Below are 14,740 nucleotides of genomic sequence, written 5' to 3' on the forward strand. Positions count from 1 at the left end.
TTGCGTATTAGTTGCATTTCGTGCAATTAATTGGCCGCTTTCAAATGGAATAGTCCAACTAATTGTACTGAGTACAACTAATTGACCCATTTCTCTGCCAAACACGTCTACCGCCTTTTATTAGTTGTACAAAATGCAATTATTCTCGAAAACAACCACTCTCCGACATATTTAGTTGTATGCTATACAACTATTTTTCCGAAGGGGAGCGCCTTTCAGGTCGCGAGTGTGATTAGGAGTTGAAAACATGGCTAAACGTATTGTAGTGAAAATCGGCAGCAGCTCGCTCACCTCCGCGGAAGGCGGCCTGAACCGGGAACAGGTTCAATTCTTCGCCGACGAACTCGCGTCTTTGCACGCTTCCGGGTGTCAAGTACTGCTTGTGACCTCCGGCGCGATCGCCGCCGGCTTCCGCCGTCTCGGCTATGCCGCAAGACCGAAGCTCGTGCACGAGAAACAAGCTGCGGCAGCCGTCGGTCAGGCGCTGCTCATGCAGGCTTATCAGGAAGCGCTAAATGCAGGCGGCGTCATTGCCGCTCAAATTCTGCTTACTCGCCCGGACTTCAGCAATCGGGGACGGGCGCAGAACGCGACGAGGACGATCGAGGAATTGCTGAAGCAAAAGGCGATTCCGATCATTAATGAGAACGACACCGTCGCAGTCGACGAAATCAAGTTCGGCGAGAACGACTCCCTATCGGCGCTCGTCGCCAATCTCGTCAAAGCGGACGGCTTATACATCCTGACCGACATGGACGGTCTGTATACGGGCGATCCGCGGAAAGTTCCCGACGCCGAGCGCATCGAACGCGTCGAGACGCTGACCGAGGAGCTATACCGGATGGCCGGTGGCGCCGGCTCCTCCGTCGGAACCGGCGGCATGCGCTCCAAGCTCGAAGCAGCTCGCATCGCCATGCAAGGAGGCGTACCCGTATTCGTCGGCCGAATTTCCGAGCTCGGTGATCTGCGTGCTGCCGTGGACGGCACCGGCAAAGGCACTTATTTCACTTCTTCGCTTCAATCCTTGTCCGCCAAGAAGCATTGGATAGGCTTTCTCTCCGATCCGCAAGGCAAGATCGCCGTGGACGCCGGAGCGGAAGAGGCCTTGCTGAACCGCGGACGCAGCCTGCTTCCCGCAGGTATCACCGCCGTTGAGGGCGATTTCCACCCCGGAGAAGTCGTCGAAATCGTGAACGCCGATGGACGCCTTCTCGGCAGGGGCGTTACGCAATACGCCGCATGGCAAGTGACCGCCGTCGCCGGTTTATCAAGCGAAGAAGCGCAGAAACGCATTGACATCGCGCGCATCGAAGTTATCCATCGCGACGAATGGGTCGCATCCACAAACGTTAAGGAGGCTCACGCGAATGAGTGAAGTAATCGCGAAATCCAAAGCGGCCAAAGAAGCCGCCACCGTGTTGAACACACTGACGACAACCCAGAAAAACGAAGCCCTGCTGCTGATGGCGGACGCTCTTACCTCCGAGCAGAATCGCCTGCTCGCCGCCAACGCCGAAGATATTGAACGCGGACGCGCGCAAGGCACGTCCGAATCGCTCCTCGATCGTCTTAAGCTTACTCCGCAAAGGCTAGCAGCGATCGCGGACGCCGTCCGGGAGATCGTGGAGCTCCCCGATCCCGTCGGCGAAGTCATCGCCGCTTTCGACCGTCCGAACGGATTGTCGATCGAACAGCGCCGCGTTCCACTCGGCGTCATCGGCATCATTTACGAAGCTCGCCCGAACGTCACCGTCGACGCCGCCTCCCTGTGCCTGAAGACGGGCAATGCCGTCGTGCTGCGCGGCGGTTCTGCCGCGTTGTCTTCCAACCGGAGCATCGTCGCCGTGCTGCGCGAAGCGTTGTCGCGTTCCGCCATTCCCGAGGATGCGCTGCAGCTGATCGAAGATTCGGACCGCAAATCGGTCGACGAAATGCTCAAGCTGAACGGTCTGCTCGACGTCATCATTCCGAGGGGCGGAGCATCTCTTATTCAGAACGTCGTGCAGAACGCAACGGTACCGGTCATCGAGACTGGCGCCGGCATCTGCCATACGTATGTCGACGAGTCCGGAGAGTACGCGATGGCTGAAGCGATCGCCCTGAACGCCAAAGTCCAGCGACCTTCCGTATGCAATTCCATGGAGACGCTGATCCTGCATGAAACGTTCGCGCGCAAGCACTTTGCAGCTCTTGCGGACAAATTCCGCGAAGCCGACGTCGCGCTGAAAGGCTGCGACCTTGCCCGCGTGCTCGTTCCGTCGATTGAATCGGCTAGCGCCGAAGATTACGCGACAGAATATAATGATTACATTTTGAACGTCAAAATCGTAAAAGATTTAGATGAAGCGTTAATCCATATCCGCCGTTTCGGCACGCAGCATTCCGAATGTATTGTGACGGAAAACTCGGCGAACGCGGAACGGTTCCTGCAAGAAGTCGACGCAGCTGCCGTCTACCACAACGCCTCTACCCGTTTCACCGATGGCTTCGAATTCGGTTTCGGCGCGGAGATCGGCATCAGCACGCAGAAGCTGCACTCGCGCGGGCCGATGGGACTGCCTGCTCTAACTTCTACAAAATATCGCATCGTCGGCTCGGGACAAATCAGAACGTAAGGAGCGTGACAGCATGTCTAATCTTTCCATCTCCTCCCCTCTCGCGGGAGTCAAACTTTGTTTCTACGGTGCAGGATCGATGGCGGAAGCGATTCTTCGGGGTTTGGTCGAAGCTAGTTTGACCGATTCCAAAAACATCGCCGTCATGAACCGTCAGAACGCGGAACGCCTGCTTGAACTGGAACGTTCGTACGGAGTCATTCCCGCATCGACAGACGAACTCAAGCACGAAGCGTTATCCGCGTCGGACGTGATCGTTCTCAGCATGAAGCCGAAAGATGCTGCCGCCGCGATCAAAGCGCTCGCGCCTTTGCTCCGTCCGGAGCAGCTGATCGTATCGGTTATTGCCGGCCTTTCCATCTCCACGATTCATCAACTGCTAGGCCGCGGCCAACCGGTCGTCCGCACGATGCCGAATACGTCGAGTACGATAGGATTAGGCGCGACGGGCATCAGCTATTCCGAATCCGTGAACGCAAGTCAGCGCGAACTCGCTCTGGCGATGTTTGGCGCTATTGGGTTGACCGCCGTTGTCGAAGAACCGCTGATCGAAGCCGTCAATGGCGTATCCGGCAGCGGTCCGGCATATGTATATTATTTGATGGAAGCGATGATCGAATCCGGCATTCAGCTCGGCCTCACGCCCGAAGCGGCCAAGGATCTGACTGTGCAGACAGTACGAGGTGCCGCTGAGATGGTGTTCGCCACCGGAGAAAATCCCGCTGAGTTGCGCCGCAAGGTGACGTCACCGAACGGGACCACCGAAGCGGCGATTGCCACGCTCGATCGTTACGCGTTCCGGGAAGGCATGAACAAAGCGATTCTTCGCTGTGCGGAAAGAGCACGGGAGATGGGCGATGCCATTCGCGAGGAAGCTGTCAAAGGCTAAACCGCATAATCGTCTTAAGCCTATCGTCGCTAAAGCTTATATAGAAAGAAGGGATATCCGAGTGAGCCATAGCAACCATACTTACAGCCATGCCACATATAGACTTTACGACGACAAAGCCGATTTCGCCAAAAAAGCTCAAGGCATTGCGGTCGGCTTAACTGTAGGCAGTTGGACCGACTTGCCCGAAGCGGCCAAAGAACAAATGCAGAAGCACCTTGGGCAAGTCGTCTCCGTCGATGTCCACGAGCCCGCCGACGCTCAGCCAGGGCAACGTTACGCGGATATTACGATCGCTTATCCGGATCTGAACTTCAGCCGGGACATTCCGGCTTTCCTCGTTACCGTGTTCGGCAAGCTGTCGATGGACGGAAAAATCAAACTGATTGACATCGCCCCTTCGAGCGATTTTCTCAGTGCGTTCACCGGTCCGAAATTCGGAGTTCAAGGCGTTCGCGACCTGCTCGGCGTTCACGACCGCCCGCTCGTCATGAGCATCTTCAAATCGGTCATCGGCCACGATCTGGCCAACTTGCGCGAGCAATTCCTGCAGCAGGCACTTGGCGGCGTCGACCTGATCAAGGACGATGAGATTTTGTTCGAAAATCCACTAACACCGTTAGAGAAAAGAGTGGAGGCCTGCGCAAGCGCGGCTAGAGAAGCCGAGCAAGCGACCGGGCAGAAACTGATCTACTTCACCAATCTGACCGGACCGACGTTCGAGCTAAAAACAAACGCCAAACGCGCGATCGCGGCTGGAGCGAACGGGTTGCTGTTTAATGTGCTGGCCTATGGATTCGACGCACTGGCGGAACTGGCCGCCGATCCGGACATTAACGTGCCCATCGCAGCGCATCCCGCTATGGCTGGCGCGTTCTATCCATCGCCGCACTACGGAATATCCGCGCCGGTGCTGCTTGGCAAGCTGATGAGAATCGCGGGGGCGGACCTGTCCTTGTTCCCATCTCCTTACGGCTCGGTCGTCATGCCCAAAGCGGAAAATCTCGCGGTCATGGAAGATCTGCTTACGCCTGCGCTGCCTCAGAAGACTTCGTTCCCAGTACCTTCCGCCGGAATCCATCCCGGACTCGTCCCTCTTATAATGGGCGATTTCGGGCCGGATGTCGTCGTAAACGCCGGAGGAGGCGTACATGGCCATCCAGGTGGCGCCGCGGCTGGCGGACGAGCGTTCCGTCAAGCCGTCGATGCCATCAAGCTTGGTCAGACGCTTGAACAATATGCGGAAAAACATGAAGAGCTTCGCGTCGCTATCGAACGTTGGGGGGTACGTACATCTTGAGCGGTTCGACATCATTGTTCCCTAGGAAACCCGTATTATTTTGTGATTTCGATGGCACGATTACGATGAACGACAACATTATCGCCGCGATGAAACATTTTAACCCGCAAGGTTGGGACGCTATCGTGCAGGAGATCATCTCCGAGACGAAGTCGGTTAAGCAAGGCGTCGGCGAGATGTTCGCCCTTCTCCCTTCTTCGATGAAGGAAGAAATCAAGGACTATATCATAACGAACGCGGGCATTCGCGACGGCTTCCCGGAGCTGCTTGCCTGGTGCAAAGCGCACGACGTGCCTTTCTACGTCACGAGCGGCGGGATCGATTTCTTCGTCTACCCGCTGCTAGATCCGTTCGGTATTCCCGCGGATCATATTTACTGCAATGGCAGCGACTTCAGCGGCGATCAGATCCGCATCACCTGGCCGCACGATTGTGACGAGTATTGCGACAACCGTGGCAACTGCGGCATGTGCAAAACCGCGGTCATCCGCCGATACTCGCAAGACGAGTATTATCGCATCCTGATCGGCGACAGCGTCACCGATTTCCCAGGCGCGAAGATCGTGGACCTCGTCTTCTCGCGGTCCCATCTGACGGACAAATGCCGGGAACTCGCCCTCCCGCATATTCCGTTCGGCACTTTCCATGACGTCATTCGCCATATCGAGCGAGGAGGGATACAATCATGAGCTTCGCCAGCATAACAACGGAAGAGAAACGCCGCGTGCTCGGCGAATTTACCGAGGTGAAAGCGGAGTTCGCGTCCCGAGGCTGGTTCGCGGGCACTGGAGGCAATCTGTCTATGCGGATTGGCTCCTATTCGCAGGACGATTTTTTTTTCGCCGTGACGGCCAGCGGCAAAGATAAAACCCGTTCGACGCCGGAAGATTTCCTGTTCGTCGATCAGGACGGCAAGCCCTGCGAGGCTACAACGCTCAAGCCTTCCGCCGAAACCTCGCTTCATCGCGAGATTTACCGGCTGACGGGCGCAGGTGCCATTTTCCACATTCATAGTGTCTTCAACAATATCGTCTCCGAATGGTTCTGGGATCGCCGCGCCGTGCCGATCGAAGGAGTCGAGCTGATCAAGGCGTTTAACATTTGGGAAGAAGACGCCCGCATCGACGTACCGATTCTGACCAACTACGCCGACGTCCCCCGCATCGTCCCGGAAATTACCGAGCGTCTCGACCCTCGCGTCCCTGGACTGCTGATTCGCAAGCACGGCATATGCGCTTGGGGCAAAGACGCTTTCGAAGCGAAAAAGCATTTAGAGGCTTTCGAATTTCTATTCGAATACGTCTACCGCTTGGAACTGTTAAAAAATCGCGCATAATGTTCGCATAAGAAAAAATCCACTCCGTAACCTTGTCGCTCGAACTAGGTTAAAGAGTGGATTTTTTAGCGTCCTGCGCGAAACTTCTGGCCGTGAAGGCGGGCTTCCTCCACGTTCGTCACGCGGTTGCGGCTCCATTCGAGGAGAATCCGGTCGATGTAACGGAAGCTCAGCTTGCCCGCAAACACCGATTCTTTCAGCGCGAATCGAATCAGTTCCTCCGGATACTGGTCTTGATCGAGCCAGCCGTTCATAATCTCGTACTCCGTCGGGGTGATCGGACGGCCAAATTCCTGCTCGAACAGGACGAACAAATTGCGCGGAGCGACAGCGGCCGATGTAGGCGGAATCGTACCCGCCGCTGCCGCTTCCGATTGCCCGGAAAGGCCCCCCGCGCCCTCGCGCCCTGCGCGTAGAGGCAGCTCTCCGGCAGCGAGCAAAACGCCGATCGCCCTGAACAGTCCGGAGAGATTATACTTCTCCGATTGTACGCCTGTCAGCGGATCGTATACTTCGTCAATCGTCACGAAGCCGAGTTTCATCAGCTTCTGCATCGTTTGCGCGACAAGCGACGGTGAACAGCCGAGCCTCTCCTGAAGCTGCTCGATCGTCGGAAATTCATTCTGCTCAAGCTGGCGATACGCGAGGAGATGAAGCAGCAGCATCCCTTCCGTATCGTTGAGCTTAAGCGCCCTATAGGTACGTAGGATCGCATAAGGAATGCTGACGGAGCCGTCCATATAAGCATCCGCCAATCCCTGCGCCAACGCGTTGCGATCGTTCATCTCTCGTGTCACCTCATTCCATTCTCGTTACGGATATAGCCTGTACAGCGTCCGCGGGAACGCGATCGTCTCGCGCACGTGATCCAAGCCGCATATCCAAGCCACGACCCGCTCCAGCCCCAAGCCGAAGCCGGAGTGCGGGACCGTTCCGTACTTGCGCAAGTCCATATACCAGCCGTATGCCTCTTCCGTCAGCTCATGCTCCGAGAACCGCTCCGCTAACAATTCGGGATCGTCGATGCGCTGCGAGCCCCCAATAATCTCGCCGTACCCTTCGGGCGCGATCATGTCCGCGCACAGCACCACTTCTGGACGGTTCGGATCCGGCTTCATATAGAACGCCTTAAAGCTTGCCGGATAGTGGGTTATAAACACCGGACGGTCGAACTTCTCGGCGATTGCCGTCTCGTGCGGAGCGCCGAAATCTTCTCCCCACGGCAGCTCCATGCCGATCTCCTTAAGCAGATCGAGCGCTTCGTCGTACGTGATGCGCGGGAAAGGCGGCTTCACGCGCTCGAGCGCGGCAACGTCACGCTCCAACACGGACAATTCGGCCCGGCATTTGGACAGAATGCGATCCACGATATAACCGATAAATTGTTCCTGGACGTTCAAGTTCTCTTCATGATCGACGAACGCCATCTCCGGCTCGATCATCCAGAATTCGATCAGGTGACGGCGGGTTTTCGATTTCTCGGCACGGAACGTCGGTCCGAACGAGTACACTTTCCCTAACGCCATTGCTGCCGCTTCCATATACAGTTGTCCGCTCTGCGTCAAATACGCATCTTCGTCGAAATATTTCGTATGGAACAGGTTGGTCGTCCCTTCGCACGAAGATGGCGTCAGGATCGGCGGATCGACGAGGGTAAAGCCGCGTTCGTCGAAGAAACTTTGAATAGCGGAAATAATCTCCGCTCGTATGCGAAGGATCGCGCGCTGACGTGGAGCACGCAGCCATAGATGGCGGTGATCCATCAGAAAATCGACTCCGTGCTCCTTCGGGGTAATCGGGTAATCCTTGGCGATCTGAATGATCTCGATGCCCGTCACGGACAACTCGTAACCGGAAGAGCTGCGAGGCTCTTCCCTCACGATTCCCGTCACGTAAAACGAGCTTTCTTGCGTCAGTTGACCGGCTTTCTCCCAAACCGCTTCGTCCACTTCCGCCTTGACCAATACGCCTTGGATGAAGCCCATGCCGTCGCGAATTTGCAGAAACTGAATTTTACCGCTCGAACGCTTGCGCGTCAGCCATCCTCCGAACGTAACCGATTGTCCGACGAATTGGCCGATCGAGGCTAAATCTACGCGTGCCATCCCTTTACCCCTTCCTTATAGTTCGCTTGAATCGGCTGCTAACTTGTTAAGAACAAGTTTATACGTATCCCGCGCGATGAGCAATTCTTCGTTTGTCGGCACGACTAGGACTTGAACCGGCGAGTCGTCCGTCGTAATTCGCCGCGGCTCGGACGATCTGACGGCATTTCTGCCGTCGTCGAATTTCACGCCGAAGAATGTCAGTTTTTCGCAGATTTCCTTGCGCAAGACGTCCGAGTTCTCCCCGACGCCGGCCGTGAAGACGATCGCGTCTACGCCGTCCATTGACGCGATATATGCACCGATATATTTGCGGATTCGATAAGCGTACATCTCAAACGCAAGCCGCGCTTTTTCGTTGCCTTCCCTCATCGCCTCGACGACCTCGCGCATGTCGCTGCTAATGCCGGAGACCGCAAGTAAGCCGCTGTGCTTGTTCAACATGGAGTTGACCTCGTTCAGCGTCAAATCTTCCTTATTGATCGTAAACGGTACGACGGCGGGATCCAGGTCCCCGCTTCGCGTTCCCATCATCAGCCCTTCGAGCGGAGTCATGCCCATGCTCGTATCGTAGGACTTGCCGTGCAGAATCGCACAGCAGCTCGCTCCGTTCCCGATATGGCAAGAGACGAGCTTCAGCTCCTCAAGCGGACGCCCGAGAAACTCGGCAGCGCGTTGGCTGACGTAGTCGTGCGACGTGCCGTGAAAACCGTAGCGACGAATTTTGTGTTTGCGGTATAGAACGGTCGGAATCGCATACAAATACGAGACAGACGGCATCGTCTGATGGAACGCGGTATCGAAGACAACCGTCTGCGTGACTTCCGGCAAGTTGGATTCGACGGCAACGATCCCCATCATATGCGCAGGGTTGTGCAACGGCGCCAGATCGAACAATTGACGAATCTCGAATTTCACCTTTTGATCCACTACGACCGATTCGCTGAACGATTCGCCGCCGTGAACGACCCGATGCCCGACCGCCTGAATGTCTTGAATGTTCTTCAGGACGCCGAATTTTTTATGCGTCAGCATGTCCAGCACTTTTTTGATCGCCGTCGTATGGTCGAGAATCTCGCTCACTTCCCGTACCTCGGGCTGATGATCAACTTCATGGGTCAGGATGGACGAATCCATCCCGATTCGTTCCACGCGCCCTTTGGCGAGCACATCTTCCGTAGTCATGTTGTAAAGCTGATATTTAAGCGAGGAGCTTCCCGCGTTAATGACGAGTATGTTCATGTTAGCCGTTCACCATCCTTGTCGTACTTGAAAAATCCGATCCCGCTCTTGATGCCGAGGTGGCCAGCGCGCACTTTTTTCTTCAGCAAAAATGACGGCCTGTATTTTAATTCCCCGTATTCCCGGAACATCCGCTCCAGGGCGGCAAGCACGGAGTCGAGTCCGAAGCGGTCTGCCATCTCCAGCGGACCGTGCTCGAACCGATAACCCATGCTCATGGCGGAGTCGATGTCCTCCGGAGAAGCCACCCCTTCCTCCAGCAAATGCAGCGCTTCGTTAATGAGCAGACAGATCAACCGAGTCGTGACGAAACCCGGAGATTCGTATACCATGACGCCTTTCTTGGCCAAAATATCGTCGATGAACGCTTTCGTTCTGCTGAACGTTTCGTCCGACGTCTGCAAGCCGCGGATAATCTCCACGACATCGATTCGAATCGCCGGATAGACGAAATGCATGCCAATGACGCGCTCGGGAAATTCACTCGCGCCCGCAAGCTCCGTCAAGCTTAACGTCGACGTATTGCTCGCCAGAACGGCATCGTGAGCAACGATTCCGTCGAGTTGCCGGAACACGTCCTTTTTGCTTTCCAAATCTTCGCTGATCGTCTCGATCACTAGATCGCAGTCCGCCAGATACTGCAAAGATGTTTCCATATGTATCCGGTTAAGCGTTAATTTTTTCTCTGCGGCCGTGATCGCCCATCTTTCCATCTGGCGATCGAGGCTTTGCTCCAAAGATTCCTTCGCTTGCTGCAGCTTTTCCGGCGTCTTCTCCACCAGATGAACGTCCAGTCCCTTAACAGCAAGCATCTCGGCGATACTTTGCCCCATCGTCCCCGCGCCTACGACGCCAACGATCTTAAACATGATCCCATCCACTCCAATCCCGTGTTGCGGTGTTCTGTATGTCTACATAAATAATAAGATGATCGTACCCGTTCCGCATTGAGATTTCTCACATTTCGGAACTTCGTCGGGTACTCTCATCTTATCATAATCGGAGCTATTTTGCCGAAGGGGCGAACCATCCCCTAGACCAATTGATCCAGTTCTTAACATAGTTCTCCTGAATCGCCCACTGAACCATCACGACGGACTCTCCCGGTTCAATGCCGACCACTACCGACTGCCGTTCGTTTTCCGGCAATTGGTACGACAAGACCTTCAGGCTGCTTCTGGTTACAAACAAAGCAATATCCTCGTCCTGCGAAGTAAAAGCATCGATCGCGTCGGGTTCAATTCGCTTGATATCGGCCTCGCTTAAGACCGGCGGGTTGTCTTTCACGATATCGGTGTTCGCAAACCGTACGTTGACCGTCGGCCAATCGTAGATGTCCCGAGCGTCAAACTTTCCCTTGATCGGTCCGTTCTCTTTCGCCACCCACTCGTTATTTTCCCTTACGACAGCCCATTGGTCGTAAGCCAATCCAGAATCGCCGGTTTTCAGCGCCTCCGCCAGAGTTACGTTGCCTTCTTCCACCGCGTTCGCGTTCCGTACACGATTCTCGAACGATATAGTTGGCAGCAAGTTGGTCAGCACGCGGCTGGCCTCGACCGGTTTCCCGTTATCGTTCACGTTCGTCGTTTGCAGAATCGTTACGTAGTGATCGCCGGCGTATAGCAGTTTCTCGGTTTTGCGGAGCATCGCGGGTTCCGTCAATTCGCCCTCGTTCTCTTTTTTCTTGCCGCTTTTCCGAGCCACGAGCCTTTGATCTCCTTTGCCCATCGGATCTTCGGTCGCTTCGATATGCCAGAAATTTTGTTTATACGGCATCCAGATTCCGGGGCCGGTACCGATAAGCTGAAGTTGGTTATTCTCAGGGGCCACAACCACAGTGCGGTAAGTGCTTCGAGTGCCCTGGGCGTCGTCTTTCCTCAGTCCAATCACAACCGCGGAGTGCGGGATTGGATTGATCTCGCGTTCGTTTGTCGCCGAAGCGGTTGCACTCGCCTGCTCCGTCGGAAGCGTCGACTTATCGGCTTCTTCTCCAACGGTTCCCCTCCAGCTCCACACCCCGGCCACGACGGCGACGGCCAGTACGAACGAGGCGCCGATCATGCCGAAGCGCAGGAACGGCGGCCTTCTTAATCCCCGTCGCGGATGATCCAGATTCTCATTGATTTTTCGGCGAAGCGCATCGTCGAAACCATTGCGAGACAGCGGACCGCTTCTAAGCTGTTCGAATAGTTCCTTTTCATCCATTGCGGCTCGCCTCCTTCATCTTCGTTAATTTTTGCCGGGCATGAAACATTCGGGATTTCACGGTTCCTTCGGTCACATCCAACACTTGAGCGATTTCTTTTAAGGATAATTGATTATGAGCGTATAAGATAATAACCTCTCTATACTTCTTCGGTAACTCGAGCACCATTTTCCACATCTCATTCACCGCGGCGTTCTCCATCACGTCCTGTTCGACGGAATGCCGCTCCCCGTAATCCTCCACGAAGTCGGACAAGGTCACCTTGCGGAAAAAAGCCGATCTTTGGAAATCGATCGCGGTGTTGCGCGTAATCGTCAGCAGCCAAGTTTTTACCGACGCGTCCCTTCGGAAGGCATGCATGTTGCGAAACACTTTAATGAATACCTCTTGCGTAATGTCGTCGGCCAGATCCCATTTGCGGGTAATGCTGTACGCGTAATTCCAGACTTCCTTCCCGTAAGCCGTCATCAGTTCGTTTAACAAGCCCTTGTTGTCGTCGCTTTCAACCATATATTTAAGGAAATCGAAATTACGTTGGGACTCCAATCTTGCCACCTCTAATCCTATAAACGAATCAAAACCGTATCAGGTTCAATGCTACCATACTTTTTGTCCGAACGCTTTCTTAAGATTCATAAGATTTCCTTAAATTCATGTTAAAAAGGCCGTCCCACGGAATTCCGAATGGAACCCGAGGGACAGCCCCTGAAAGCCGGAAAACGAGTTGCACGAAACGAAATCAAGCCGCTTCGTTCGCGAGAATGTCGCGCAGCTGCTTGCCCGACAACGTCTCTTCGCTGATAAGATGATTGAGCAGCAAATCGAACGCTTCTTTATGCTTGCCTAGCAGACTTCTCGTCTGATTCGTAAGCTCGTCTAGAATCGATGCGTTCTCCGCGGACCATTGCTCTTGGGTCAATGCTTGCGGATGAATAATGCCGAGTTCCGACATGCCCGATTCGATCATCGTTCTTACGATATCGGTCGCTTGGTCGAAATCGCCCTTGGAACCCGTGCTTCTTCCGCCGTAGAAGATTTCCTCCGCGACCGCGCCGCCCAGCGCGATCATGATTTGCTCTTCGAGAACGGTTTTTGTATACAGGTAACTGTCCTGCTGCGGATGATGGCGCACGTAACCGAGCGCTTGACCGCGCGGTGTCAGCGACACTTGCGCGACGCTCTTCGGCCGAACGTTCTCCGCAACGATAGCATGACCAAGCTCGTGGATCGCGACCCGTTCGCGTTCTTCGCGAGTCGTTTCGCGATCCATTCTCTCGCCCATCATGACTTTGTCGATCGACTGCGTCAAATGCGCCATCGACAAGGTTTCCGACTCGTCCCGCATCGCATAGATCGCTGCTTCGTTCATAACGCTCTCGAGCTGTGCCCCGGAAAATCCGAACGTCTCTTCGGCCACCTTCGTTAATGAAACTTCCGTGGCCAAAGGTTTGTTACGCGCATGGAGCTTAAGAATATGCTCTCTGCCTGATTTATCGGGCAGATCGACCTGAATGTGCCGGTCAAACCGACCCGGGCGGAGCAACGCCGGATCGAGCAATTCTTTACGGTTAGTCGCGGCGATCAAGAGCACGCGTACGTTCTCGTCGCCTTGCACGCCGTCCATCTCCGTCAGCAATTGGTTTAAAGTCTGGTCGTACTCGCGATGCTGACCACCGTCCCGTTTGCCGCCGATCCCGTCGATTTCATCGATAAAAATAATTGCGCTGTTGCGCTTCAGCTTAATGGCTTGCTGTCTGGCTTCCTTGAACAAATCGCGAATTCTTCCCGCGCCGACCCCGACGTACATCTCCACGAACTCGCTGCCGGAAGCGGCGATGAACGCGGAATGGGTATACTGCGCCGCGGCTTTGGCGAGCAGCGTTTTCCCCGTGCCCGGAGGTCCCGTCAGTAGGATACCCTTCAGCGGGCGAATGCCTAGCTTCTGAATTTTATCTCTGTACACAAGAAAATCCAACGCTTCCGTTAATTCGCGCTTCGGCTGGTCTTGTCCTCCGATATCGTCGAAGGTCAGAAACTCCGGTTTGCGGGCGATCGCTTTTTTGCCAGCGGCACCCATCGCGAGACCGCCTCTCGAGCGGGAGAATAAGAAAATCACTCCGCCAGTAACCAAACCCATAACGAGCAGTGCAGGCGATATCCCTACGTACAGTAGAAACACGAACAAAACGACGAGGGCTCCGATCGCGATTTCTTTAGCGTATGATCTTATTTTACGCATTTGGCCACGCCCCTAACATGACAGGTTCGCGAGGCAGTACGACGAACTTGGCCGCATTTCCGTCTTTCATCGATATATAGACGTTCGTCTCGTCCATATCCGTCTTGACGGTCACGCCGGGAAATTGTTTGGACAATCCCTCCATCGCATCGCGAATTCCTGAATACTTGTGGTTCTCCATCGCTTCCGCGACGTCGAACAGCGAATAACTCCAAGCTTTCTCAAGAAGCTCGTTGCTAGCGGCAGCCGAAGGCTCCAGCTCTAATTGCTTGGCCCCGATCTCGCTCGCGCCATCCTGTTTGATCTTACGATAAACTTCACCGAGATTGGCGTTCGGGTCGAGCTGAACTTTGACTTTCACGAGCCCGTTCTCCATCTCGACGCGCGCGGAATCTACTCCTTTCACGGAGTTTGCAACGCGGTCCAAAGGTTTCTCTACGCCATAATGGCGATAAGCGAACCATCCGCCGAACAGGATCGCGGCCGTTAAGACCGCGGTTATCGAAATTGGCAGTATTTTTAATTTTTTCATTAAACCGATCCCCCTATATGAAAGTGTTTGGCAACGGCGATCATAGACGGCGTCGGTAACTAGTCAATAATGGTCAAACTCAAAACTCGGTCAGCTGAGTACATAAAATAGTATATCAGTATTTGATAGATGAATCGTTAGACGATGTCTGGGACTAGAGTAAAGAACTGAAAATAAATTCAGCCCCTCCTCATCAAACCGTACTTGAGGTTTTCCCTCATACGGCTTTCCGATGTTCGTCATTCATGTGCATGCAACTTACAATAGCGTTTTAAG

General features: G+C 54.5%; 14 protein-coding genes. 6 read left to right on the forward strand and 8 right to left on the reverse strand.

The window, feature by feature from the left end:
- The first annotated feature begins 247 nt into the window (after positions 1–247).
- The 6 genes from proB (at position 248) to mtnB (ending at position 6,140) form a co-directional block, all read left to right on the forward strand.
- Positions 248–1,375, forward strand: coding sequence for a glutamate 5-kinase (gene proB, locus FPZ45_RS07970; protein WP_144700059.1), 1,128 nt, complete (start codon positions 248–250; stop codon positions 1,373–1,375).
- On the forward strand, positions 1,368–2,615 hold the full coding sequence (locus FPZ45_RS07975; RefSeq protein ID WP_144700060.1) for a glutamate-5-semialdehyde dehydrogenase: 1,248 nt from the start codon (positions 1,368–1,370) through the stop codon (positions 2,613–2,615). The genes proB and FPZ45_RS07975 overlap by 8 nt, the downstream gene beginning before the upstream one ends.
- Positions 2,616–2,628: 13 nt before the next feature.
- On the forward strand, positions 2,629–3,504 hold the full coding sequence (gene proC, locus FPZ45_RS07980; protein ID WP_144700061.1) for a pyrroline-5-carboxylate reductase: 876 nt from the start codon (positions 2,629–2,631) through the stop codon (positions 3,502–3,504).
- Positions 3,505–3,565: 61 nt separating this feature from the next.
- Complete coding sequence (locus FPZ45_RS07985; protein WP_425456988.1) at positions 3,566–4,804, forward strand: 2,3-diketo-5-methylthiopentyl-1-phosphate enolase; 1,239 nt, start codon at positions 3,566–3,568, stop codon at positions 4,802–4,804.
- Positions 4,801–5,493 carry a 2-hydroxy-3-keto-5-methylthiopentenyl-1-phosphate phosphatase gene (locus tag FPZ45_RS07990; RefSeq protein WP_281284887.1) on the forward strand — a complete coding sequence of 231 codons (693 nt, stop codon included), beginning with the start codon at positions 4,801–4,803 and terminating at the stop codon, positions 5,491–5,493. The genes FPZ45_RS07985 and FPZ45_RS07990 overlap by 4 nt, the downstream gene beginning before the upstream one ends.
- Complete coding sequence (gene mtnB, locus FPZ45_RS07995; protein WP_144700063.1) at positions 5,490–6,140, forward strand: methylthioribulose 1-phosphate dehydratase; 651 nt, start codon at positions 5,490–5,492, stop codon at positions 6,138–6,140. The genes FPZ45_RS07990 and mtnB overlap by 4 nt, the downstream gene beginning before the upstream one ends.
- A gap of 65 nt (positions 6,141–6,205) precedes the next feature.
- Here mtnB and FPZ45_RS08000 read toward each other — a convergent pair whose 3' ends face one another.
- The 8 genes from FPZ45_RS08000 to FPZ45_RS08035 form a co-directional block, all read right to left on the reverse strand.
- Positions 6,206–6,925, reverse strand: a complete 720-nt coding sequence (locus tag FPZ45_RS08000) for a DnaD domain protein (protein WP_144700064.1) — start codon at positions 6,923–6,925, stop codon at positions 6,206–6,208.
- A 27-nt stretch (positions 6,926–6,952) separates the two neighbouring features.
- Positions 6,953–8,245 carry an asparagine--tRNA ligase gene (gene asnS / locus FPZ45_RS08005; RefSeq protein ID WP_144700065.1) on the reverse strand — a complete coding sequence of 431 codons (1,293 nt, stop codon included), beginning with the start codon at positions 8,243–8,245 and terminating at the stop codon, positions 6,953–6,955.
- A gap of 15 nt (positions 8,246–8,260) precedes the next feature.
- Positions 8,261–9,487 (reverse strand): acetate kinase, encoded by a 1,227-nt coding sequence (locus FPZ45_RS08010; protein ID WP_144700066.1) that lies wholly within the window; start codon positions 9,485–9,487, stop codon positions 8,261–8,263.
- On the reverse strand, positions 9,484–10,359 hold the full coding sequence (locus tag FPZ45_RS08015; RefSeq protein ID WP_144700103.1) for a 3-hydroxyacyl-CoA dehydrogenase family protein: 876 nt from the start codon (positions 10,357–10,359) through the stop codon (positions 9,484–9,486). Before FPZ45_RS08015 ends, FPZ45_RS08010 begins: the two co-directional genes overlap by 4 nt.
- A 133-nt stretch (positions 10,360–10,492) precedes the next feature.
- The gene (locus tag FPZ45_RS08020) at positions 10,493–11,692 is read right to left on the reverse strand and encodes a hypothetical protein (RefSeq protein ID WP_144700067.1); all 1,200 of its coding nucleotides are present in this window, start codon (positions 11,690–11,692) and stop codon (positions 10,493–10,495) included.
- Complete coding sequence (locus FPZ45_RS08025; protein ID WP_246120362.1) at positions 11,685–12,239, reverse strand: RNA polymerase sigma factor; 555 nt, start codon at positions 12,237–12,239, stop codon at positions 11,685–11,687. The genes FPZ45_RS08020 and FPZ45_RS08025 overlap by 8 nt, the downstream gene beginning before the upstream one ends.
- 193 nt (positions 12,240–12,432) lie before the next feature.
- On the reverse strand, positions 12,433–13,923 hold the full coding sequence (locus FPZ45_RS08030; RefSeq protein ID WP_144700105.1) for an AAA family ATPase: 1,491 nt from the start codon (positions 13,921–13,923) through the stop codon (positions 12,433–12,435).
- Position 13,924: 1 nt separating this feature from the next.
- Complete coding sequence (locus tag FPZ45_RS08035; RefSeq protein ID WP_144700068.1) at positions 13,925–14,464, reverse strand: hypothetical protein; 540 nt, start codon at positions 14,462–14,464, stop codon at positions 13,925–13,927.
- Between the last annotated feature and the right edge of the window lie 276 nt (positions 14,465–14,740).

Source organism: Cohnella terricola, from assembly GCF_007786475.1.
In the GTDB taxonomy this organism is placed as follows: Bacteria; Bacillota; Bacilli; order Paenibacillales; family Paenibacillaceae; genus Cohnella; species Cohnella terricola.